20 protein-coding genes and 1 pseudogene are annotated in these 20,804 nt (G+C 58.2%); 8 read left to right on the forward strand and 13 right to left on the reverse strand.

Annotated elements, in window-relative coordinates:
• The 3 genes from H4Q31_RS21795 to H4Q31_RS11765 all read right to left on the reverse strand — a co-directional run.
• Window positions 1–994 (reverse strand): glycine-rich protein (locus H4Q31_RS21795; RefSeq protein WP_185179277.1); only part of this gene is annotated, 994 nt, incomplete at its 3' end.
• 245 nt (window positions 995–1,239) lie between these two features.
• Window positions 1,240–3,504 (reverse strand): zinc ribbon domain-containing protein, encoded by a 2,265-nt coding sequence (locus tag H4Q31_RS11760; RefSeq protein ID WP_185179278.1) that lies wholly within the window; start codon window positions 3,502–3,504, stop codon window positions 1,240–1,242.
• A gap of 250 nt (window positions 3,505–3,754) precedes the next feature.
• Window positions 3,755–4,378 (reverse strand): TetR/AcrR family transcriptional regulator, encoded by a 624-nt coding sequence (locus H4Q31_RS11765; RefSeq protein WP_185179279.1) that lies wholly within the window; start codon window positions 4,376–4,378, stop codon window positions 3,755–3,757.
• 300 nt (window positions 4,379–4,678) lie between these two features.
• Here H4Q31_RS11765 and H4Q31_RS11770 point away from each other — a divergent pair, with 300 nt between their 5' ends.
• Entirely contained in the window at window positions 4,679–6,112 is a 1,434-nt protein-coding gene (locus H4Q31_RS11770) for a DHA2 family efflux MFS transporter permease subunit (protein ID WP_185179300.1), read from the forward strand.
• Between the two features lie 105 nt (window positions 6,113–6,217).
• Here the strand turns inward: H4Q31_RS11770 and H4Q31_RS11775 are convergent, their stop codons facing one another.
• The gene (locus tag H4Q31_RS11775; protein ID WP_185179280.1) at window positions 6,218–7,120 is read right to left on the reverse strand and encodes an aldo/keto reductase; all 903 of its coding nucleotides are present in this window, start codon (window positions 7,118–7,120) and stop codon (window positions 6,218–6,220) included.
• 206 nt (window positions 7,121–7,326) lie between these two features.
• Entirely contained in the window at window positions 7,327–7,707 is a 381-nt protein-coding gene (locus H4Q31_RS11780) for a hypothetical protein (protein ID WP_185179281.1), read from the reverse strand.
• 344 nt (window positions 7,708–8,051) lie between these two features.
• Between H4Q31_RS11780 and H4Q31_RS11785 the strand changes: the two genes are divergently transcribed.
• The 3 genes from H4Q31_RS11785 to H4Q31_RS11795 all read left to right on the forward strand — a co-directional run bounded on the left by H4Q31_RS11785 (window position 8,052) and on the right by H4Q31_RS11795 (window position 10,827).
• On the forward strand, window positions 8,052–8,588 hold the full coding sequence (locus H4Q31_RS11785) for a PadR family transcriptional regulator (protein ID WP_260440149.1): 537 nt from the start codon (window positions 8,052–8,054) through the stop codon (window positions 8,586–8,588).
• 14 nt (window positions 8,589–8,602) lie between these two features.
• Entirely contained in the window at window positions 8,603–9,466 is an 864-nt protein-coding gene (locus H4Q31_RS11790) for an alpha/beta fold hydrolase (protein ID WP_185179283.1), read from the forward strand.
• A 128-nt stretch (window positions 9,467–9,594) separates the two neighbouring features.
• Complete coding sequence (locus H4Q31_RS11795) at window positions 9,595–10,827, forward strand: molybdopterin-dependent oxidoreductase (protein WP_185179284.1); 1,233 nt, start codon at window positions 9,595–9,597, stop codon at window positions 10,825–10,827.
• 42 nt (window positions 10,828–10,869) lie between these two features.
• Here the strand turns inward: H4Q31_RS11795 and H4Q31_RS11800 are convergent, their stop codons facing one another.
• Window positions 10,870–11,688, reverse strand: a complete 819-nt coding sequence (locus tag H4Q31_RS11800; RefSeq protein WP_185179285.1) for an SDR family oxidoreductase — start codon at window positions 11,686–11,688, stop codon at window positions 10,870–10,872.
• A gap of 160 nt (window positions 11,689–11,848) precedes the next feature.
• Between H4Q31_RS11800 and H4Q31_RS11805 the strand changes: the two genes are divergently transcribed.
• Window positions 11,849–12,142, forward strand: coding sequence for a DUF6509 family protein (locus tag H4Q31_RS11805; RefSeq protein WP_185179286.1), 294 nt, complete (start codon window positions 11,849–11,851; stop codon window positions 12,140–12,142).
• A 75-nt stretch (window positions 12,143–12,217) separates the two neighbouring features.
• Here H4Q31_RS11805 and H4Q31_RS11810 read toward each other — a convergent pair whose 3' ends face one another.
• The 4 genes and pseudogenes from H4Q31_RS11810 to H4Q31_RS11825 form a co-directional block, all read right to left on the reverse strand.
• A complete protein-coding gene (locus H4Q31_RS11810) occupies window positions 12,218–12,505 on the reverse strand; it encodes a hypothetical protein (protein WP_185179287.1) in 288 nt (95 codons plus the stop codon).
• A gap of 99 nt (window positions 12,506–12,604) precedes the next feature.
• A complete protein-coding gene (locus H4Q31_RS11815) occupies window positions 12,605–13,060 on the reverse strand; it encodes a GNAT family N-acetyltransferase (RefSeq protein WP_185179288.1) in 456 nt (151 codons plus the stop codon).
• 80 nt (window positions 13,061–13,140) lie between these two features.
• Window positions 13,141–14,553: pseudogene (gene bcaP / locus H4Q31_RS11820) on the reverse strand (branched-chain amino acid transporter BcaP).
• Between the two features lie 583 nt (window positions 14,554–15,136).
• On the reverse strand, window positions 15,137–16,666 hold the full coding sequence (locus tag H4Q31_RS11825; RefSeq protein ID WP_185179289.1) for a protein adenylyltransferase SelO: 1,530 nt from the start codon (window positions 16,664–16,666) through the stop codon (window positions 15,137–15,139).
• A 183-nt stretch (window positions 16,667–16,849) separates the two neighbouring features.
• Here H4Q31_RS11825 and H4Q31_RS11830 point away from each other — a divergent pair, with 183 nt between their 5' ends.
• Window positions 16,850–17,698 (forward strand): alpha/beta hydrolase, encoded by an 849-nt coding sequence (locus tag H4Q31_RS11830; RefSeq protein WP_185179290.1) that lies wholly within the window; start codon window positions 16,850–16,852, stop codon window positions 17,696–17,698.
• A gap of 123 nt (window positions 17,699–17,821) precedes the next feature.
• On the opposite strand, the gene H4Q31_RS11835 is transcribed toward H4Q31_RS11830, so the two are convergent.
• Both H4Q31_RS11835 and H4Q31_RS11840 read right to left on the reverse strand, forming a co-directional pair.
• Window positions 17,822–18,193, reverse strand: a complete 372-nt coding sequence (locus H4Q31_RS11835; protein ID WP_221626822.1) for a VOC family protein — start codon at window positions 18,191–18,193, stop codon at window positions 17,822–17,824.
• A 14-nt stretch (window positions 18,194–18,207) separates the two neighbouring features.
• Entirely contained in the window at window positions 18,208–18,681 is a 474-nt protein-coding gene (locus H4Q31_RS11840; RefSeq protein ID WP_245347293.1) for a MarR family winged helix-turn-helix transcriptional regulator, read from the reverse strand.
• A 160-nt stretch (window positions 18,682–18,841) separates the two neighbouring features.
• On the opposite strand from H4Q31_RS11840, the gene H4Q31_RS11845 reads away from it, so the two are divergent.
• Together H4Q31_RS11845 and H4Q31_RS11850 are read left to right on the forward strand one after the other, a co-directional pair.
• Entirely contained in the window at window positions 18,842–19,156 is a 315-nt protein-coding gene (locus H4Q31_RS11845) for a hypothetical protein (RefSeq protein WP_185179291.1), read from the forward strand.
• 41 nt (window positions 19,157–19,197) lie between these two features.
• Window positions 19,198–19,581, forward strand: a complete 384-nt coding sequence (locus tag H4Q31_RS11850; protein WP_185179292.1) for a transporter — start codon at window positions 19,198–19,200, stop codon at window positions 19,579–19,581.
• A gap of 106 nt (window positions 19,582–19,687) precedes the next feature.
• Here H4Q31_RS11850 and H4Q31_RS11855 read toward each other — a convergent pair whose 3' ends face one another.
• A complete protein-coding gene (locus tag H4Q31_RS11855; RefSeq protein WP_185179293.1) occupies window positions 19,688–20,563 on the reverse strand; it encodes an AraC family transcriptional regulator in 876 nt (291 codons plus the stop codon).
• Between the last annotated feature and the right edge of the window lie 241 nt (window positions 20,564–20,804).

Raw genomic sequence — 20,804 nt, forward strand, 5'->3', positions numbered from 1 at the left:
CCGGCGTCGACGCCGGAATCGTGAAGGAGGCGGGAACCGAGATGCCCGCTCCCGCCGGAAGCGCCGGAATCGTCTCGGCAATCCCGAGCTGCGGGTCGACGACGCTCACATTCGTCAGCTCGAAGTTCCCCGTATTCACCACTTCGACCGTGTAATTCACCGTATCGCCCGGCGCCGCTTCATTCCGGTCGGCGACCTTCACGATGCTGAGGCTGAGCACGCCTAGCGCCGTGAACACAATCAGCCCATCGCCCGCTTGGACACCCGTCTCCGTCACGGGGTCCGCCGCGGCGGCGGCGATGAAGGCGGAACCGCCGCCGCCTGAACCGTCATTTCCGTTGCCGCCGCCCCCGGCTCCGCCCCCGAAGAGCCCGCCGCCGCCGCCCGGTCCTCCTTCGAATCGGTTGCCGGTTCCGCTGCCGCCTTGACCCAACGTGCCGGCCGTGCCGGTATGCGTGCCTCCGGTTCCTCCTGCGCCGCCAGCCGTCTGCGTGCCTCCCCGCCCAATAGCCGTCGGAGAATCGCCTAGACCATCTGCGCCGACGAGTCCGCCTCCTGCTCCTCCGGGAAATCCTGCAGTCGCGCTCGTGATCGTGCCGGTGCCTCCGCCTCCGCCGCCGGCCACGAGGATCCGGTCGGCAAGCGTATCGCCGCCTCGCCTAACATCCGAAGCGCCCCCGCCTCCGCCGCCTGAAGCGGAATTGTCAAACCCTGGGCCCCCGCTGCCGCCGCCGTTAAAGCCCCCGGCAGTCGCAGGACCGTTGATCGCTCCGTTCTCCCCCATGCCGCCGACGAACACGAACAACGTCTCACCCGGCGCCACCAAGAACGTCCCCGCCGCGTAACCGCCTAGACCACCGACACCGTTCGTCGTAGCGGTACCGCCTTGCGCTCCCCAGCTCTCGATCCGAACGACTTGCACATCGCTAGGTACGACAAACTGCTGTTCAGCACCAGTAAAGTTAAAAACAAACTGCTGGCCGACCGTCGTCACTTCTCCGCCTCCTCCTTGAGAATAATGGCCGCTGCTAAGAGGTCATCTTCTCAACTATATGTATGCAGGGACTATAGCAGAACGCCCTTCTTGGCAGATGCTGTCGGAAAAAAGTTAGGGGTGTGATCTTGCCGACGGAGTTCGCAGTTGTTCTAGGGCGGCGGAGAAGAGCGGCTCATAGCGGATAAGGAACAAGCCGGGATCACAGGGATCGCCGGCTTGTTGGAATAGGCAATGCTTCTAGCTTAGAAGGAGTATCCGAACTCTGTCGGATAAACACCGTATACGTCATCGCGAATCTTCTCGTTCTTGTCTTCGCTTATATACTTGATAAGGTCTCCGTTGCCGTCGTCGCTGTCGTAATTGTTCAGATAATACAGATCGGAGCCGTATGTGAAGAAATACAGGCCGATATCGTTAGCGATCTTCGTGCTCTTCTGGTCTTGATACATGTTCAGCGTGCCGGTCTCGTCGTCTTCATCGTAGTCCGTCATGTATAGGACAACGTTCTGATCCGAATAGATGGTGGTCTGACCGGCTTGGACATCGAAGGCGATCTTCTGGCTCGTACCGTTCTTCCGCGAATAGAGCTCGCCTGCTCCGCTGTCGTTGACGTCCTTGTAATAGTACATCTGACCGGCATCGGCAATATAGGTCATGGATGCCGCTTCATCGTCGATCACTTGGCGGTTCTCCGGTTTGCCCGTGCCGAGATCGTAGGAGACAAGCTCGTCCTTCGAGTCCGTGCTCTCAATGACATACAGCTGTTTGCCATCGGCCGATATCGCGTAGTTCCAACTGGCGGTGTCTTCGTCGCCGAATTCGATATCCGGAATGGCGCCCAGCGACATGTAGGTGACCCCCGACTCGCTCAATGTCTCGTCATAAGCGGCGCGAACGTCTTCGGCCGAAGAGATGTCGGTCAGCGAGAGCTTGTTCATCGATCCGCGATCGTTCTTGTTATAGACGATAAGCTTGGATGACAAATCATTGAACGGGCTGTTCAAATAATCGCTGGCGATCAAAGTGGATTGGCCATTGCTGAACAGATTTAAATTATAAGAGATGTCCTCGATCGTCTCTCCCTGCAAGCTCTGGCGCAGATCGTCGCGCGCCAGCTTCGCGTCGTACGCATCATAAGCATCATACAAAGCATCATAGTCCGTCTCAATGTCATCGTAATAATAAGTCTCTCCGGTCCAATAATCCGTCTGAGGCACCTGGACGACGGTCTGGTAGTCGCTATAGACAGGCTCCTTCATCGCCGCATCGCTCTGGGCGAGAGGATCGTCAACCAAGCTTGCCAAGGAGACCTCCTTGCGAGTCTCTGTCGTGTAATAGAACTCATTGTTGTCAATGCCGGATAGGATAAAGCTGATGCCGTCCAGTACCTTCGTCCTGTCTTGAGTCAGCTCTCTGCTATACAGCGTCATCGTCGAACTGCTATTCTCGGTATCGCTCGGCTTGTCGTCCGATTTGGTGTAATAGATCTTGGCCGTATCCTGATCGAAATCGCTGATGTAGCCAATATCGGAATCGACCTTGGTCTTGTCCTCCGGCTTCTGCAGCGTTACGAAATACAGGATCGTCTCTTCGTCGTCCTGCTTCGTGTAATACAGGGCGGATTGATCGTCCGAGTACCAATAATCATACACGCCGCTGTCGATGACCGTCTCGTTCTTCAGATCGTGGTAGCTCAGTTTGCCGCCTTCATCTACGGTGTAGTTCTTCACATAGATAATACCTTTGCCGTTGTTAGCAATCGTGAATTGGCTGCCATATTGGAATAGAACGCCGCTCGCCAGCTTGGTCCCCTTGTTAGCGACCGAATCGTCGCTTGGTTTAGCCTTCACTTCTCGATAGTACAAGCTGCCGGTGCCATCTTCCTTAATGCGGTCAAGGAAGAATAGCTTCGTCTTGTCGTCGTTAAGCTGGGCGATGATGCCTGGGTTATAGCGTATGTACTCTTGAGAGAATTCGTCCAGTTCGTCGTCATCGCTCACTTCCGAACTGACCGAGATCGGTTCGGCCTTAGAAGAAGCCTTCAGCAACAATTCGTTCTCGCTCATAATCAGAAGAGGCTCATTCTGGCCAGATCCGTTCAGCGGTACGAAGAAGAAGACGGCAGCCGCAGCAGCCGCAACGACGACAGCGCCGATCGTTGCCTGGAACCACGGGCGCTTGAGCAGAGCCGCCTTGGCAGGCTGCCCGGCTTCGGGGAGAGGCGGAAGCTCGAGCTTGGGAGCCGCCGCCGGCTGAACAGCCGGGTCAACGAACGCCGACGATTCCGGGCGAACCGGCTCCTCCATCTTGACGGCCGCCGACGCCGCTGCCGTCTCTTCCACTGCGGCTGTCACTTCGACTGCTGCCGTCGCTTCGACTCCGGCCGTCACTTCCCCTTCCGTGACGCTTCCGTCCGACGGCTCTTGCCGCATCTGAACCGGAGTGCCGCACGAGGCACAAAAATTAGCTTGGTCGTTTAATCTCGTTCCACACTTCTCGCAAAACATCTCGATTCCTCCCGTGAATGGACCCCGACTGATCTTTATGGTGATAAAAGCACAATATCGGAAGTTTTTTCCTAACTCATCATACCTGCGCAGGACCAAAAGATCAACAAAATATGAGTCTAACAGACTACTCTCGCCACTATCATTCGACAATTCTCACTTGCTTCCAGTTCCGCAACAAATCAGCCGCGGAACGCCCCAATTGGGTCGCTTCGCGGCTGATGTCTCTGCGGGTACCTCTGCCCGCAAGTCAAATCTCGCCCTCCGGCTGCCATAGACGCGGCGTCAACCGCATCATTTGATCAGCTAGATATTGCGGCCGATACGGCATATCGTGCTGCAGCCATATGACGATCGTGCCGATGTGTGCGGAGTATAGGTACCATGTGCTGATATCCGCTGGCACGCTTGGCGCCGACTGATTCGCGAAGCGCTGCTCGATTCGAGCGGATAGCTGCTCGATGGTCATCCTGTGGAACCGGTCAGTGAACGCCGGAACCCGCTTCGTTGCGAGCATCAGCTTGAACAGCTTGGCGTTCCTCTCGATATACTCCAGCATTCGGACGAAGACGGTGCTGTGGGTGCGGTCGTCGCTAATATCCGTCTTCCGCATCTCCAGCTCGGCTTCCCCCTTCTCCAACGCTTCCTTCATCTCCTTCATGATATCGTCCGCGATCTTATCGATCATATCCGGAATGTCGCGGTAGTGAAGATAGAAGGTCACTCGATTAATCTTCGCGCGTTCGGCGATTCGGTTCACCGTGATTTTCTCCAAATCCATCTCTTCCAGCAAGTCGACGAAGGCATTCCGGATCAACTCGCGGGTCCGCTGCACGCGGGGATCGGCCTCATTCGGTCTGGATCTTGCCGTCATACTTCAGCTCCCTCTCTGCCATTTCATCGCAGCGATGACACCTGTTCAGTGATCTGTCTAACATTCTCCCCTAAGTCAACAGGATTCCGCCTACACGTCAATTATCCAACAGTTGCGCCTCGGATTGTCGCTTGCCGCCCGCGGCCGATGGCCCTATAATTCGACAATGAGTTAATTATACAACACTATGATGATTACATTCTATTCACTAGGAAGGATTGAAGCGCTTTGTCTGCATCAACGCTAACACAGACACCATCACAGGGTATCTCGGTGAGAAGAGGGCCGCTCCTCTTCGTCATGATTCTAGGAGCATTCATTACCGTGCTTAACCAGACGATCATGAGCGTCGCGCTGCCGGAGTTGATGACCGACTTCGACATCTCCGCCGCGACGGCTCAATGGCTGACCACGGGCTACATGCTGGTCAACGGCGTCCTCATTCCAATTACCGCCTATCTCATGCAGCGGTTCACGACCCGCGAATTGTTCCAGTCGGCAATGCTCCTGTTCCTCGCCGGCACGGTCGTGTCCGGCTTCGCGCCGAGCTTCGAGCTGCTGCTGGCCGGACGCTTGATCCAAGCCGCCGGCGCCGGGATCATCATGCCGCTGCTCATGACGGTTATTCTGAAGCTGTTCCCGCCCGACAAGCGTGGAGCCGCTATGGGGATGGTCGGCTTCGCTATTATCTTCGCGCCGGCCATCGGCCCAACGGTTACCGGTTATGTGCTGGAGCACTTCTCTTGGCGCGTTCTGTTCTACGCCATGATTCCGCTGACCGTGATCGTCATTGCGTTGGCTTACTATTTCCTCAAAAATGTTGCTGAACGATCCTATCCGAAGTTGGATCTGTGGGGAGTTGTCTCTTCGACGATCGGCTTCGGCACGTTGATCTACGGCTTCAGCTCCGCTGGCAACCAGGGCTGGAGCGATGCCGAGGTGCTCGTCCCGATCGGCATCGGCATCATTGCGATCGCTCTCTTCGTCTGGCGTCAGCTTGTCATTCCGAATCCGCTGCTCGACATGAGAGCCTTCCGGTACAATATGTTCTCGCTGACGACGATTATCAATGTCGCCATCACAATGGTGATGTATGCCGACATGATGCTGCTGCCGTTGTATCTGCAGAATGCCCGAGGCTACACGCCGCTTGAATCCGGCTTGCTCATGCTGCCGGGCGCGGCGTTGATGGCGGTCATGATGCCGCTGGCCGGCAAGCTGTTCGACCGCTTCGGCGCGAAGTGGCTGTCGGTGGTTGGCCTCGCGATTACGATCGGCACGACGCTCGGCTTCATCAACCTGACCGATTCGACCAGCTACACTTATCTCATCTTCATGTCCACGGGCCGGCGCCTGGGAATGGCGCTGTTCATGATGCCGATCCAGACGGCAGGACTGAATCAGCTGCCGGCGCGGCTCAATGCGCACGGCACCGCTATCTCCAATACGTCCCGGCAAGTAGCCGGCGCGATTGGCACCGCGCTGCTGGTGACGATCATGACGTCCCGCACCAAGCACCATCTGGCCGATATGACGGCCTCCGGCAATGCCGGCGACATGCAGCATATGATCACGGAAGCGTCGATCCAGGGCATTAACGATGCCTATGTGGTGATCATCGGCATCGGAATCGTGGCGCTCGCGCTGTCGTTCTTCATCCGCAAGGTGAAGTCTGCGGACGAGGCCGGTCAGCAGCCGGAAGCGGCAGCCGCTCGGGCAGCGGAGCAAGGCTAAGCATACGAGAAGCTCGATATGATCGAGCTTCTCCGCCTAAATAGAACGACGGCGCCAAGGATATCTCCTTACGCCGTCGTTTTTTTGCTGCTCTTCCAGGGCAAACTACCGATGCAGCGTATACTTGTTTGCCTTGCTGAGGCGGCGAATCGTCTGCACCTCTTCCTCCGTCAGCTCCGGCACCTGCGCCGCCGCCAGATTCTGCAGCAGCTGATCGCGCGAGCTGGCGCCAGGGATGGCGACAGCTACCGCCGGATGGCTAAGCGAATAGCGAATCGCCAGCTGCGTGAGGCTGCGCCCCTCTGTCTCTAGCTGCTGCAGCCCCTCGCGCAGCGCGATCAGCTCCTCCAGCTCATACTCCATCACGCCCTTAGACGGCGCGCGATTGGCAGCGAGCGCTCCGCTGGCCAGCGGACCCCGCGCGATAACGCTAATGCTCTTCTCCTGAAGCAAGGGGAGCACTTCCTCTTCCGCTCGGCGATCGATGATGCTGTATTGGTTCATCACGCTGACGATAGAGGAGCGCGCGGCGTATTCGCGAATGACGTTGGGACGGATCGAGGAGATCCCATATTCGCGGATGACACCTTCCCGCTTCAGCTGCTCGAACGCTTCGATCGTCTCGTCGATCGGGTCGTCGAGCGTGCCTCCATGAAGCTGATACAGGTCGATGTAATCCGTGCCGAGCCGGCGCAGGCTGTCTTTGACCGCGGACAAAATGTACTTTTTCGACGGGTCCCAGCTCCAGCCTTCTTGTCTTGGAATTCGCCGGTTCCCCGCCTTCGTCGCCAATACGATCTGATCGCGCCGGCCTTGAATCGCCTTGCCGACCAGCTCCTCATTGCGCCCGTTGTCATACAGATCGGCGGTGTCGAGGAAGTTAACGCCGCGCTCCAGCGCCTCATGGATGAGCGATACAGCCTTCCGTTCGTCGGTGCCGAGCGTCATGCAGCCGAGCCCGATCTCGCCGACGAGCAGCTCGGAAGCGCCTAGTCGATTCATGCGCATGTGATTCATCTCCTTGTGCTTTTTGCTTATACTTGTGCGTATCTGATGCGGTGCATCTGTGAGCCTTCGTGTATGTGGATTTTAGCATATAATGGCCGGGCTGCCCTACTTCTTCGACTTCTTGGAAGCCGCCCAGAAGCCAGTACGATAAGCACGGCGATCCCGACGATAAGGTACAGACAGCCACTGCCCCAACGTCTCCGTCCTCACCATCTCCCTAGACGAGCCTCATCCCACACTCTCTTGAACTCGACGACACTCGCATATCTGCGACCGCGTTCCGGTTGAACCGCTCGCAGGGCTGCTCCGTACAACGCCTCACCTGCTTCCCACTTCGCATACGAATGGTCCATCTCTCCTCCAAGCAATCCGAAGATAATTGCTCCCAAGGTATATACGTTAGTTACGCTATCAATCGGAGCGCCTAACACGAACTCTTCAGGCGCCTTCGAACGCTTCGAGCCCCAGAAATGTTCCCCCATATCGTTGACCGAAGGACCCAGTCGATAGAAATCGATGTCGCAAATCTTGGTGCGATGGATACGGAAGTCATACAGAATGCTCCCGTCGTAGAAATCGACCGCCACATACCCCTTGGCCTCTGTATGCTCATGAAATAATAGGATAGCGTCAATAGATTCTAATCGTCTCTCCAAGGGTTCACCCATTCCAAGTCATGCGGCTCTTGGAGACTGAACGTAACGTCTCCTAACGTTATGGTTGCTTGATCCTCTTTAATCAGAGAGATCTCCCCCTTAATGCTACTAGCGTAACCTGTTGGACCAACTTTTGGAACGGATTAATGGGATATAATTGTTCAACGATCATCTATTCAAATTTGACTAGATGATCCATGCTCTGCTATAGTGAAGTTCCTAACTCGTGTGAAAAAGGGAGCTGAGCAACCATCTCGACGGTTCGATTGCTTGTATTGGGAGTTATCCTTCGACGCGGAATCACCCACGGCTATGGGGTTCACCAAGAATTGACCGCATGGCGGGCAGATACTTGGACGAGCGTCAAGCCGGGGTCCATCTACCATGCGTTGGAGAAGCTCGAATCGCATGGAATGATCCGGGCGGTAGAGTCGGGGGACGCCGCCAAGCGCGGCCCTGCCCGAACGGAGTACACCTTGACCGACGAGGGGCGTCTCGAATTGGAGTCGATCCTCAAGGCTGCGCTGAAGAGCAACGACTTCCAACAGTTGGCTGCGGGAATCGCCTTCATGGAGCTGCTGCCTCGCCGGCAGGTCCTTACGCTGTTGGAGGAGCGATTAGCTTCGCTGAGGCAAACCGTTGCTTTCCTCCAGACGCTGCCGACCGAGCCGATTCCGTCCAATCCATCCAAGCACCCGGAGCTGGTCGGCATGTGGGTGGGCTATATCCGTTATGCGATCGAGACGACCGAGACGCTCATCAGCTCTCTTCAGGCCGGCAAGTATTTGTTCATCGACGAGAAATCCAACTAAGGAGGACATTCCCCATGATGGAAGCCACGCTGCATGACGGAAGCCGTATTCCAATCGAGGTTCAAGGCACAGGACCGAGTATACTGCTGCCGGTGAATCCGAAGCCGATCGAAGGCTCTCAGGCTGACGAGATGCGCCAATGGGGAGTCGATCCCGCGCTTGGACGGTCGCTGATCGAAGGGCTCAGCGGCCAGTATTGCGTCATTGCCTTCGATTATGAGGGTCATGTACAGCGTTCTCCCAAGCCGGATACGCTGACGCCTGCGAATGTCGCGGCAGACCTGCTGACGATTGCCGATGCTTCGGGAGCCGGCCGATTCGCTTATTACGGCTACTCCTGGCTCGCCTTAATCGGTCTTCAACTGGCCATGCGAACCGACCGCCTGTCCGCGCTGATCATGGGCGGGTTCCCTCCTATCGGCGGGCCGTACAAGGAGATGCTGCGCGTCACGATGGCGACTTACGAGATGGCGACGGCGCCGAAGGAGCCTGCCGAAGCTCAGACGTACGCCGCCTCCGCTTCCGCGGACGACTTCGACTGGTCGACGGTTGAAGTCACGCTTAGCGAAGCGCAGACGAAGCAGTTCGTGACGCTGTATCAACAGCTGCAAGACTTCGACGATCGGACGGCTCAAGCTTCCGTCCGGTGCCCGCGCCTATGCTTCGCAGGGTCAGCCGACAAGATTGAGTACGGCGAGCGCTGGGGCGATGTGACCGTTGATATCGCCGGACCGCTGTTGAACGGGCGCGAAGAGTTAGAAGCGCTCGGCTGGGATGTCCGGGTGCTGGACGGCTTGGACCATACCCAAACGATGCAAGCCTCGAATGTTCTGCCGATCATTCGTCCTTGGCTGGATGCCAAGCTGCTCAACCTCTAAGTCCTGCTGCTATTGAAGTTCCGTCGGCCGTATAATAGAACCAACCACAAGAGTTCGCCCGGATACGAGCAATCATCATTTTGCGCTATGCGGATTCATGACGACATGCAGTCTGAGGAGGCGGAGCAATGAGGCGAATGCTGGATCGGCTGCGCAAAGGGTTCGGCCGCAAGCTGGCGAAGCTCCATACGTGGAACGGCTGGATGGTATTCTTCTTGGCGTTGACGGGGCTCATGTTGGCCCTCGGCTTCTGGCGAAGCTTGCTGGGCGAGGGACGGGTATGGATCAAGTGGCTGCATATCGGGGTCGGCATCGCCTCCATTGTGCCAGTGCTCTATTACTTGCTGTTGGCGGGCAAGCATTGGAAGCAGCTGAGGAGCAGGCCGTGGCAGCGGTTCAATGTACTGATCGTGCTCGTCCTGCTGCTCGGCTGGTTCGCCTCAGGCGCGGTGCTGTGGCAGTTCCGGCTTGCCGGCCCCCGAGCGGCGAACGCGGCGCTGCTCGTTCACGATATCCTGTCATGGGCGGGGCTGCCCTACGTTATCTATCATTCCTTGACCCGGCTCAGATGGCTGAAGGAACCGCACCGGCGAACGGTCAAGACCGGCCGGGAGCCGGTGCGCGAGCCGTTGCACCCGGCCGCGCAAGGGCCGCTAATGACGCGGCGGGCGTTCATTCGCGGCGCGATCGGCGTCGGGCTGGCGGTGACGCTGGGACCATCCTTCCTGAGATGGATCAGCGCGTCGCTTGGCGGCGGCAGCTCGATTGAGGCGCTCATCGCCGAAGACGCCAATCGGCTGACGCCTGCGCCGACGCCGCTTCCGCAGTCCTCCCCGCCGATCGGCGGCGGAGCGCAAGGCAGTTACCGGGTGTACACGGTGACTCGGATCCCCGCCTTCTCGAACGAGAATTGGTCCTTCACGATTGACGGTCTCGTCGAACACCGCTTGTCGTGGAACTGGACGGAGTTCGTCCAGCTGCCGCGGACGGTGCAGGTGAGCGACTTCCACTGCGTGACGGGCTGGTCGGTATACCGCAACACGTGGGAAGGCATCAAGCTGAAGGAGCTGCTGAAGCAGGCCGGCGTGAAGAGCTCCGCGAAGATGGTTAAATTCTACTCCGGCGATGGGGTATATACGGATTCGCTGACTTTGGATCAGGCGGACATGGACGATGTGCTGGTGGCGGTCCTGCTGGACGGCAAGCTCATCCCGAGCGATCTCGGCGGGCCTGCGCGGCTGATCGTGCCGAAGATGTACGGCTACAAGTCGGTGAAGTGGCTGAACCGGATCGAGTTGATTCCGGACGACCACGTCGGCTATTGGGAAGAACGCGGGTATTCGAAGGACGCTTGGGTCTAGTTGAGGGATGCGCGCCTGGCTCACATCAGCTGGCGATCCAGTCTAGAGCAGCGTCTCCGCGCCGTCAATGAATACCTCCGTGCCGGAGATGTGGCTGGACTGCTCCGAAGCGAGGAACAGGACCAGATCGGCCACCTGCTCCGGCTTCGCGGGCCGATGCTCCAACGGCTGGCCGCCTTCCGGATATTCAACGGGAATGCGAATGCGTTCGACCGCCTGCGTCGGATGGGTGTTCTCGCCGATATTCGTCTCCACCGCTCCGGGACAGATGACGTTGACCCGGATCTTGTACCGGGCGAGCTCCAGCGCGGCCATCTTCGCGAAGGCGATCTGCCCGGCCTTGGAGGCGCTGTACGCTGTCATGCCGAAGTTCGAGAAGACGCGGCTGCCGTTAACGGAGCTCGTGACGATGATGCTGCCGCCGGCCTGCTTCATGTGCGGAATGGCGTACTTAACGGTTAAGAAGGTGCCCTTCAAATTCGTCGTCAGTGTCTTGTCCCAATCCTCCGGCGTCAGGTCCTCGATCGGAGCGAGCGTCCCGTTGATGCCCGCATTCGCGAACACAATGTCGATGCGCCCGAACCGCTCGGCGGCTGAGCGAATCGCCTGCTCGACCCGCTGCGGGTTCGCCACGTCGACGTCGCAGAACAGCGCCTCCCTTCCCATGCCGCGAATCTCCTCCTCTACCTGCTCGGTTCGGTCGTTCTTCAGGTCGAGCAAGCAGACGTGCGCCCCGCTTCCGGCGAAGCGCAGCGCGGCCGCCCGCCCGATGCCCGACCCGGCGCCTGTAATGACCGCGACTTTGTCTTGAAGCAATGGCCCTCCGAATGTCTGCTGCTGCTCGCCGCCCGGTTGATTCATGCCAATGACCTCCTATGTGCCGTTGAATTGCATCTTGGCTATCATCGTTATGTTATACCCGTCTTCGACAGGCAGTAGACCTCCCGCGCCGCGAATGCATGATCCGACTTCGGCAAAACGTGTATAATAGACTCAGCCAACGAGCTGAAGGGATGGAAGCATGCTGAACATTAGAGAATACACAGCCGAGCTGGTCAAGGATCCATTCGGAATTCTCGCCGGCAAGCGATATGAATTCGTACTCGATCTGGATATCGAGGAGGATGACGAACTATATTCGGCTAATGGCGTTGCGATCCGCGTCATCTTCAAGGTGGACGGCGAGCAGGCCGGCATCGTGAGGTACGATCTGATCGAGCGCGGGACCGGCAAGCCGCTGGATCTCGACCTCGAGCCGGAAGAGGAGGAAGCGCTCGCCGCCTTCTGCAAGGAGCATCTGCCGGAAGACGAGTAGCATGAGATAAGGGCCGGGAGCATCTCGAGAGGATGCTTCCCGGCCCTTTGGGGTTGAGCCGTCATATCCGGTATATTAGAATTTTGCCCGAAGATCCCGCAGGTATTTGAAGAACACGGCAAGCGCGCCGATGTAATAGCCGACCAGAACGATCCAGCCCGTCGTGTCCATCGTGGCGAGCGAGGCGAGCACCAGCAGCGGAACGATGTAGTAGAGGATGTCTCTTAAATAGCCCAGCACCGGTTCGAATGAGAGACTGCTATTCGTCAACATTCGGAACAAGCCGGCTAGAAAATCGGCTGCCATCGCGCCGAGCACCACCCATAAGGCGACTTCCATCCAATAGGTCAGCGAAGCCAACACGGTTAGCACCATCTCCCTTGAGAAGGATTAACGGCTCACTAACAACATATGTAGATAGAAGCCAGGTTGTACCTTCTTAGAGACAAACACCCCATCTCCTCACAGCTCCCTGGTCATAAAAGAGCTGTTCACGTCCTCCTCGTAATCCGCGAACGGCCCGCAGTATTGGAAGCCGAAGCTCTCGTACAATCGTCTCGCCGGTTCGAATCCCTCCGTGGAGCCTGTCTCCAAACTAAGCCGCTGATAGCCGCGCCGCTTCGCTTCTTCGATGATGTGCGCCAGCATGCGGCGGGCGACGCCTCTGCGGCGATGCACGGAGGCGGTTCGCATCGACTTGACCTCGCCATGCTCCGGATCCAGCTCCTTCAGCGCTCCGCAGCCTAAGAGCTCATCCTGCTCCCATACGCTCCAGAAGGTCACGTCCGGCTTCCGAAGTCCGTCCAGGTTAAGCGCGTGCACGCTGCACGCCGGAGATTGCTCGTACATGTTCTGCAGATGCTCGCCGATGAGCGCCTGAATCTTCGCGCCGGTCAGGTCGTCCCGCTTGATCTCCATTGGATCTCCCTCCACTTGTCTTCTATCTCTCAAAAGATAATTTCATTATAAACGCCGTCCATATATTGTAAAAGTCAAATTCATCCGGCGTCCGATTCTTGCTCCTCCATGACGCTCGTTGCGTTCCGATGGCCATAGACGAAGTAGATGACAAGGCCGACGGCCAGCCAAATGCCGAAGCCGATAAATGCGGTCGAAGACAGTTGCAGAATCAAGTAGCCGCAGAACAAGACCGCCAGCACAGGTATGAGCGGCACCAGCGGAACCTTAAAACCCCGGCGAAGGTTCGGCTGCGTTCGGCGAAGCACGATGATTCCGATCGAGACAACGACGAAGGCGAACAGCGTGCCGAGGTTGGTCAGATTGGATAACACCTTGATCGGGAAGATGCCTGCCAGCACGGCGACCATGCCGCCGGTCAGCCATACGTTAAGCGTAGGGGCGCTATGCTTCCCGCTCACCTTCGACAGCTTCCTCGGCAGCAAGCCGTCGCGGCTTATCGCGTAGAACAGCCGGGTCTGTCCGAACATCAGGACGAGAAGCACCGTCGTAATGCCGGCAATCGCTCCGACGGAGATCAAGTAGGAAGCCCAGTCTTGATGAATGTAACGAAGCGCGAAGGCAACCGGGTCTTTGACATCAAGCTGCGTATACGGAACGACTCCGGTCAGGATCAAACAGACGACAATATAGAGCAGCGTGCAGATCGCGAGCGATGCGATGATCCCGATCGGCATGTCGCGCTGCGGGTTCTTCACTTCCTCGGCCGCCGTGGATACCGCATCGAAGCCGATGTAGGCGAAGAACACAGTCGCTGCGCCAGTCGCCACCCCGGAGAAGCCGAACGGCATGAACGGCGTCCAGTTCTCCGGCTTAACGTACCAGGCGCCTACGGCGATGAAGAGCAGAACGACGGCGACTTTGATGACGACCATGATAGCGTTGAACCGCGCCGATCTTTTCGCGCCGCGAGTTAACAGAGATGTCAGGAGCAGGATGATACCAACAGCAGGCAGATCGATGAAGGAGCCCTTGTCAGGGTCATAGGCATTGGATATCGCGGCCGGCAAGTGGATACCCAGTCCGTCCAAGATGCCCTGGAAGTAGCCCGACCATCCGCTCGCGACGGCGGACGCAGCCACCCCGTATTCCAGAAGCAAATCCCAGCCCAGAATCCAGGCGATCAATTCCCCGAAGGTGGTATAGCTGTACGTATATACACTTCCGGCCACCGGAACGGCTGAAGCGAATTCGGCATAGCAGAGAGCAGCGAAGACGCAAGCCAGACCGGACAGAATGAAGGAGAGAATCAGCGCGGGACCGGCATGTTAGGCGGCCGCCAATCCGGTGATGACGAAGATGCCCGTGCCGATGATGGTGCCGACTCCCAGCATCGTTAAGTCGAAGGCCCCCAAATCCTTTTTTAACGAAGCGCCGTTCTTCTCCGATCGAGTGATAAGCGCAGAGATGGATTTTCTACGAAGCAGATTCATGGTGTGATTTCTCGCTTTCCGCGTTCAGTTTGGTATGACTATATTATAAGAAGGAGACGATCGGCTACAGGTAAAATCTAGCCATTAACGCGTTAAAGGATATTCGCGTTGGTCCGGCGATGCAGGCGCAGGGGAGACAGGCCGCGAGTTATGGGTGGATAGGCTGCGAGTTATAAGGAAAGGACCGCCGAAGCGGTCCCAAGCCTGCCGAGAAGGTCTCGACGCTTATCGGATGAGTTCCGGCTCATGCGGCTCCACGCGATAACGGAACCGCGTTCCGTTATCTAGCCCTAAATACTTGCTCGCAGTCGCATTAAAGGAACGCTGTTCCGTTATCCGCGGCATTCACTTCGAGTAAACAACCTGAAACGCGGAAATAACGGAATGCCGTTCAGTTATCTCGCGGAGATCGTTCTTCAGCTTGCCGATAACGGAACCGCGTTCCGTTATCGGCAAGAGAGTCTGGGCGGCGTCTCGACGATCTGGCTGCGCCGAAGCGTTCACTCTCGACTGGGGTTTTGTGGATACAGACCGAGCCGGAATTATCATGCAACCCGGCTGCGACAGCGAACAGCATGCAGTCTCAAGTCCCGCAGAAGGTGCGATAGGGCTGCGCCGACGGCTCGGGCAGCGAGCAGTATTCCTCTTGTTCGGCGGAGTGCGCGAAGGGGTCTCGCAGCACATCCAGCAGCCGGTGCAGGACGCTGTAATCGTCGCGCGCCACCGCCGCTTCCAGCGCTTCCTCCACCCGATGGTTGCGCGGGATTACGGCGGGATTCGTGGTACGCATGAGCTCCCGCGAAGCTTCCTTAGAGGTCTTGTTCCGGTCCAATCTCGCCTGCCACTTCACTTGCCACTCGGCGAATTCCGGCGAGCCGTACATCGCCGTATCCTCGAGGCGATCGACAGTGAAGGCGCGGAACGTATTCGTGTAGTCCGCTCGGTGCTTCTTCATGATCTCCAGCAGGTTGGCGATAAGGGCTTCGTCCTCCTCCTCGATCCCCGTCATCCCGAGCTTCATCCGCATGCCCGCCAGCCAATGATGCTGGAACTGGCCGCCGAATTCGCCAAGCGCATCTTCGGCCAGCTTGACGGCCTGCTCCTCGTCCTCATGCAATAGAGGCAGGAGCGATTCCGCCAGCCGCGCGAGGTTCCAGACGGCAATGTACGGCTGATTGCCGTAAGCATAGCGGCCCTGCGTATCAATGGAGCTAAATACGGTCGCCGGATCGTAGGCATCCATGAAGGCGCACGGCCCGTAGTCGATCGTCTCACCGCTGATCGCCATATTGTCGGTGTTCATAACGCCGTGAATGAAGCCGACCAGCTGCCACTTGGCGATGAGCAGCGCTTGCCGCTGAATGACTTCGCGCAGCAGGATCAGGGCCCGATTGCCTTGCATATTGCCTGCTGTGACATCGTCTGCTGCCGCACCGTCCCCGGCCGCGCCTCCCGATGCGGCACCCGGATAATGCCGCTGCAGGGCATAATCAACCAGCGCCCGCAGATCCTCGGCCGTCCCCCAATTCGCCGCGTACTGGAACGTGCCGACGCGCAAATGGCTCGCCGCCGTGCGGGCGAGAATCGCGCCCGGCAGCTCCGTCTCGCGGAAGATCGTCTCACCGGTCGTCACGACCGCCAAGCTGCGGGTCGTCGGGATGCCCAGCGCATGCATCGCTTCGCTGATGATGTATTCCCGCAGCATCGGCCCCAGCGCCGCACGGCCGTCGCCTCCGCGGGAATAACGCGTGCGGCCCGAGCCCTTGAGCTGAATATCGATCCGCTCTTCTCGCGGCGTGATCTGTTCGCCGAGCAGCAGCGCCCGGCCGTCGCCCAGCATCGTGAAATGCCCGAATTGATGCCCGGCATAAGCTTGCGCGAGCGGCTCGGCTCCCTCGGGAATCCGGTTGCCCGCGAATACTTCCACCGCTTGCTCGCTGCGCAGCGCCTCCGCATTCAGCCCAAGCACCTTCGCCAGCGGCTCATTCAGAATAGCCAGCTTCGGCGAGCGCACGGGACTCGGCTCCATCCTCGTGAACAGAATCTCCGGCAGGCGGGCGTAGCTATTGTCGAAGCGCCAGCCCGTGCTGGCCGTATCAGTTGTCGTCGTCATCGCATCTCCCTCTATCAACGCAAGGCCGAGCCTTGGATGTTTACTACTGTCAGTTTATTATACCCCGCAATTCCAATGCCTAGATACGGCGGATCGTCCTGCCGCCGGCTTGAAGGAATTCCAGAGCTGACCCAGAATTTCATTACCTTAAGAATAAACGGTCTTACTAATGGAGGACGTGAAGTGTTGCGAACCGAAGAGGGGATTTTCCATGGCGCGGGCGGTTACGAGTTATTCTACCGAGCCATCTTGCCGAATACAGCGCCGAAGGCTGCCGTGATCGCGTTGCACGGGCTTGGCGACCATAGCGGCGGCATGGCCAACATGACGCAGCGGCTGGCGGAGCAGGGGTATGCGGTTTATGCCTTCGACCTGCGGGGGCACGGCCGGAATCCGGGAACAAGGGCCTATATTCGAAAATGGGAGGAATATACGGACGATCTCCACTTGTTCCGTCAGAAGGTCGAGCTTGAGCAGCCGAATTCGCCCCTGTATCTGATCGGCCACAGTCTTGGTGGCGCGATCTCCATCGATTATGCCTTGCGGCGATCTGCCGGTCTTGCGGGGCTGGCCGCGATCGCGCCGGCGCTCACCTACGAGATGAAGCTGCCGGAGAAGGTGCTCGTTGCCGTCTTGAGCATCGTCAAACCCGATTTTACGGTGAACTCTAAACCTGATTTTACCGCCCTAACGAAAGACCCCGAGGCTCGGGCACGCCTGGCATCGGACGAACTGCGCCACTATTCGGTGACGCCGGGGCTTGGCCGCGGGCTGGCGAATGCGATCAAGCGCATCGAGAGCAGCGCGCATACGCTGAGCCTTCCGTTCCTGCTGCAATACGGGCTCGCCGACCCCGTAACGCCGCCCGGCAAGCTGAGGCTCTTCTTCGATTCGATCCCGTCCGGCGACAAGCGGCGAATCGAATACCCGGATATGCTCCACCGGCCCTACGACGATCTCGAGCGGGAGCGATTCCTCGCGGATCTAACGGGTTGGCTGGATCGCAAGAACGCAGAGGCGGCGCCGGGCTAAACCGCCCGACGCCGCTTATTGTTAGTCTGCGCTGCTGATCAGCTGTTCTGCGATGAAGAGGATATCCTCTTTAGAATGGATACAGGTTAAGACAATCGGAGGTGCGGTTGTGTGACAGCCATCCTACTCCCGATAATATGACAGCACCCAGGCGACGCCGTTGCGGTCCGTTAAGGTGGCGAGGAGCCCGTTGAACGGAGCTTCATACGCCTCTTTGGTGATCTGGCCGCCCTCCGCCAGTCCGGCATAGACTCGCCGGAATTCCTCTTCCTTCTCGATCCGAAGGAAGACCTTCACATAATCGCCCTTCGCAGTAGGCTGAGCCGCCTGCGTGTCGGCGAAGGTGATCTTCGTGCTCCCCAGCCGCAGCTCCGCGTTCAGCACCTCTTCCCCTTGCTTGCGCAAGACGACGATCTCGCCGCCAAGCACACGCTGGTAGAACTTGAGTTCTTCCTTGTTGTTATCGACCGCCACGAACGGACTAGCTATAATCATGAGTTTGCCCCTCCTTAATTGGCGCTTCCGCCTCTGGTATGCTCGCTGACATTGCGCAACACCTGCTTCAGCAGATCGAGCATGAACGCGTAGTCCTCGTCGCTGATGCCCTTGCTCGCTTTGCTCTTCACCTGATTCAGCCCCTGCTGAACCTTCGGCACCACGTCCCGGCCAGCCTCCGTCAAGTAGAGCAGCTGATAGCGATTGTCCGCCGGATTGGCTTCCCTCCGCACGTACCCCTCGGCCTCCAGCTTGGCGATCGCCTTCGCGGTCGTCGTCTTGTCGATGAGCAGACTCTCGCTCAGCTCCTTCTGCGTGATCCCTTCCCGGCCGGCAATCGCCATTAGGAAAATATACTGTCCGCTCCCGATCCGATAAGGAGCCAGCTCGGCGGCGATCAGTATCTGCATGTGGCGGTAGATCGCCGAGATGTACTTCCCATGGGACTCCGCCGTACCCGCGGACGGTTCGGTCCAACCATCACTCAAGATGACCGCCTCCTTAGATAGGATGTCATTGCAACTAATTGCAGTATATGCCCGAATAGGGTGCTATTGCAACTAATTTTTTTCAAAAAAATGGTTCTGCCGTAGCACCGAAGTGGGCAAGCGCATAGAATGATTCCAGCCCAATACGGAGGTTATCGACATGAGCGAACTAACTGCGCCGCAGCAGCTGTCTCCGGTTTATCATTGCCAATCGGATACGCATCAGTACTTGCAAGCCGTTAAGCAGCATCTTCATCATGTGTGCGCCCAGCACGCGAACAGGCTCGTGAAGGTTGAGACGGTGGACGGCGATGTTTTCGAAGGGCATATCGTTCATATCGACAAGAGCATCCTCTACCTCAGCCTGTCGAATGACGGTGCCGATCGCGCATTCCTGCCGGGCTTCGGCTTCCCTGGCAACTTCATTCTGCCGCTGGTGCTGTACGATCTGCTCGCCATCTCTCTGTTCATCTGATCTTGGAAAATCCGACGACCACAAAGGAGTGAATCACCCGCATGGCATTCATGCCTCCATTCGGCCCGCCAGGAGGGCCGCAGACACCTCCGTTCACACCGCCATTCGGACCGCCCGGAGGGCAGCAGCCCCCTTCATTCGCGCCTCCGTTCGGACCGCAGGGAGGGCTTCAACCCCCTGCAGCGCCGCCGCCTTTGAACGTTCCGCCCAGGCCGCTGACCGCGGCGACGTTCGCTATTGATCCTGGCGCGATCTCCGGCTGCCTGTTCCGCAACACCTACATCTGGCCGAGACGCGGCCCCGGCTTCTGGTTCTTCCCCGTCTTCGTCGGCCGGACGTCCGTCGCCGGCTTCCGCTGGAACGGGCGCTTCTGGATGTTCTCCGGCTTCGACCTGCGAAGCATCGAGTCGTTCACGTGCTTCTAGTAGCGAAGATATGGTTGATTAAGTTGATTGAACCCTGGAGGAGCCCCTCCAGGGTTCTTGGTTGGGCAGCCTATGCGTTAGCCTCAGCCTAACGTCTCGAAACTCGTTATCCTCTCCGCTTAACCGGGACCCAGATCTCGCTCCGATAATTGGGCAAGCTGGTGTCCTTGTCCGCGTTCCACAGAATCTCCGGCCCTTCGACCAGCTCGTAATTCGAGGATGGGAACCACTCCGAATAGATGCGGCCCCACACCTCTTGAAGCGCCTTCGGGAACGGCCCGGCCGCCTCGAACACCGCCCACGTCGAAGCCGCCGCTTCCAGCTGCGCCAGATGCTCGGGACAAGCCTTCGTCGTCGCTGCGCCGATATAATGATCGAGCGCTCCTCGCTCCTCCATGCGGCCGTCATCGAAATTCACAGACGCGCTAATGATTCCCTGGGGCTCGATATCCGACAACTCCTTCATGGTTCGGATCGTATCGGCGTCCAGGCTCTTCCACATCGCTTCAATGTCCGGATTAACGCCGTTGAACACAATGGGCACTCGCCGCGTGATGCCGACGATGCGGAAGGGTTCCTTGTCGATTATGCGTACCTTCATCTCTGCGCCTCCTGTAACGGCTAATTGGAAGGTCATCGGCGAGAATGCCCTCAGCGCATGGCCGCCTGCTCTGGCCTCGGACGGCAAGACGCCGTGCCATGCTTGGAACGCTCGCGCGAAGGAGTCGGCCGAGCCGTAGCCGTATTTGACGGCGACGTCGATCACCCTGGCGGCGCTGCCCTCCAGCTCGAACGCGGCAAGCGTTAAGCGTCTGCGGCGGATGTATTCGGAGAGCGGGATCCCGGCGAGGAACGAGAACATCCGTTGCAAATGGTATTCCGAACAGACCGCCAGCCTGGCCGCTTCCTGCAGATCGATCATCTCCGCCAGATGCTCCTCCACGTACCGGAGCGCATCGTTCATGGCCTTTAGCATATTCATCTGGATGACCTCCTCTCCATCACAGAATAGCAGGAATGCCGCAGAGGCTTCCGACAATTCCTGCCCGATAATGCGGGGTGTGGGGTGGCGGATGTGGGATGTGGGATGTCGAGTGTGAGACGTGCTGCATATGATTTGCTTCCAGCATACAACTCTTGATCCGCTCCTGCACCCATTCCTATTGCGCGGCTCCATCCCTCTGTGGCAAACTATGAATATGATAAGAGCTGCGCGGCAAAGC

This window comes from Cohnella lubricantis (assembly GCF_014212015.1).
Taxonomy (GTDB): domain Bacteria; phylum Bacillota; class Bacilli; order Paenibacillales; family Paenibacillaceae; genus Cohnella; species Cohnella lubricantis.

Coding starts and splice junctions, on each gene's coding strand:
- H4Q31_RS11760 (WP_185179278.1), bottom strand. CDS start 3,504: ATGTTTTGCGAGAAGTGTGGAACGAGATTAAACGACCAAGCTAATTTT.
- H4Q31_RS11770 (WP_185179300.1), top strand. CDS start 4,679: ATGATTCTAGGAGCATTCATTACCGTGCTTAACCAGACGATCATGAGC.
- H4Q31_RS11790 (WP_185179283.1), top strand. CDS start 8,603: ATGATGGAAGCCACGCTGCATGACGGAAGCCGTATTCCAATCGAGGTT.
- H4Q31_RS11850 (WP_185179292.1), top strand. CDS start 19,198: ATGGCATTCATGCCTCCATTCGGCCCGCCAGGAGGGCCGCAGACACCT.
- H4Q31_RS11805 (WP_185179286.1), top strand. CDS start 11,849: ATGCTGAACATTAGAGAATACACAGCCGAGCTGGTCAAGGATCCATTC.
- H4Q31_RS11855 (WP_185179293.1), bottom strand. CDS start 20,563: ATGAATATGCTAAAGGCCATGAACGATGCGCTCCGGTACGTGGAGGAG.
- H4Q31_RS11775 (WP_185179280.1), bottom strand. CDS start 7,120: ATGCGCATGAATCGACTAGGCGCTTCCGAGCTGCTCGTCGGCGAGATC.
- H4Q31_RS11815 (WP_185179288.1), bottom strand. CDS start 13,060: ATGGAGATCAAGCGGGACGACCTGACCGGCGCGAAGATTCAGGCGCTC.
- H4Q31_RS11765 (WP_185179279.1), bottom strand. CDS start 4,378: ATGACGGCAAGATCCAGACCGAATGAGGCCGATCCCCGCGTGCAGCGG.
- H4Q31_RS11845 (WP_185179291.1), top strand. CDS start 18,842: ATGAGCGAACTAACTGCGCCGCAGCAGCTGTCTCCGGTTTATCATTGC.
- H4Q31_RS11800 (WP_185179285.1), bottom strand. CDS start 11,688: ATGAATCAACCGGGCGGCGAGCAGCAGCAGACATTCGGAGGGCCATTG.
- H4Q31_RS11795 (WP_185179284.1), top strand. CDS start 9,595: ATGAGGCGAATGCTGGATCGGCTGCGCAAAGGGTTCGGCCGCAAGCTG.
- H4Q31_RS11825 (WP_185179289.1), bottom strand. CDS start 16,666: ATGACGACGACAACTGATACGGCCAGCACGGGCTGGCGCTTCGACAAT.
- H4Q31_RS11835 (WP_221626822.1), bottom strand. CDS start 18,193: ATGATTATAGCTAGTCCGTTCGTGGCGGTCGATAACAACAAGGAAGAA.